At 35.0% G+C, this 1,187-nt stretch carries 2 protein-coding genes; both read left to right on the top strand.

Features of this window, described 5'->3' with window-relative positions; all coding sequences use genetic code 11:
• The first annotated feature begins 588 nt into the window (after window positions 1-588).
• Window positions 589-855 carry a hypothetical protein gene (locus FHL06_RS14475; protein ID WP_192918015.1) on the top strand — a complete coding sequence of 89 codons (267 nt, stop codon included), beginning with the start codon at window positions 589-591 and terminating at the stop codon, window positions 853-855.
• A partial coding sequence (locus FHL06_RS13630) for a RusA family crossover junction endodeoxyribonuclease (RefSeq protein WP_192918016.1) occupies window positions 848-1,187 on the top strand: 340 nt, incomplete at its 3' end. The genes FHL06_RS14475 and FHL06_RS13630, both read left to right, overlap by 8 nt.

A 1,187-nucleotide genomic window follows, 5' to 3' on the forward strand; every position in this document is an offset into this window, starting at 1 on the left:
GTTAATAGTACAGACATTATTCCAAGGGAAGTTAATCAAAAATGATAATCCCAAAACGCCTATCCAAAAGTATTTTCCTTTATAAAAATCGTTATTAAAATTCACGCAGACCCCTTCTTTACTCTGTTATTATCTTGATAATACTCCAAAAATTTATTTTTGTGCCAATTTAATCATAAACGTACATTTTCTTATCCTGAATGTAATCTAACGCCTTGTTTCGAAATAATTTTGTAACAAATATATATTAAAAACACTCGTAATAATAATTCCCATAATATCAAATAAGCAAAATTTCAAAAAAGTATTTCTTGGTGATACACCCCAATAAAGAACCATTGTAATGATTGACATTTGCATAAAAGTAAATAGAATAACTCCAACACTTAATGCCAAAATTAATAATCCCACAAAGGCACTAGTGAATCTGCACTTATTTATTCCTAAAAAATCACTTAAATAACTCACAAATAAATGTATCAAAGTACTACTAGTCCAAACCAATATAATGCTTAATATAATAATTAAGTCATTTTCAATAAGTAAGTTCAGCCGCATATCCTTAAAGTTTACGAAAAGATCAAAAAAATGATTGATTGGTCACAGACTAACGAATTTTGGTCTGGTAACGTGCTCTCAGCGGCTAAGTTACGTAAACAATACGACACTATGGCAGTACAAGCTAATCAGGAATCGAAAGCAAGCAGATACCATAAGCCAAATGCACGTAAAGAGGTCGGGACTGACTGGAGTAAGGTCAAAGCACCGGTTGAGAATCCAATACCAAAAGAGGACTTCCAAGAACGTCTTAAAAGGATTCGTGATACGCATAAGAAAGGGGCAGCAAGTGACTAATCAACTGAAATTAGTGATTGACGGTGAACCAGTGCCAGCATCAAGACCAGGTTTCAATTCAAATAGATCCGGAAGTAAGGGCTACACACGTTCTAAATATCGAGTGTATAAGAACGGCATAAAAATATTGTATTGGGACAAATACCGCAACAAGCAGCTGTTTCAAAGAGGCGTGCCGTTAGTTGCACACATACGCTTTTGCAGAAGAATCCAAAAAGGATTATCCAAAGCAGAGTATAAGAGACGTGCTAATCATGAGATAAAGCCGACCGTTAAGCCCGACTTGGACAACTACGAAAAAGCTGTTTTTGACGGCTTAGCAAAGGCTTGGT

It is taken from the genome of Companilactobacillus halodurans (assembly GCF_009600985.1).
Classification (GTDB): domain Bacteria; phylum Bacillota; class Bacilli; order Lactobacillales; family Lactobacillaceae; genus Companilactobacillus; species Companilactobacillus halodurans.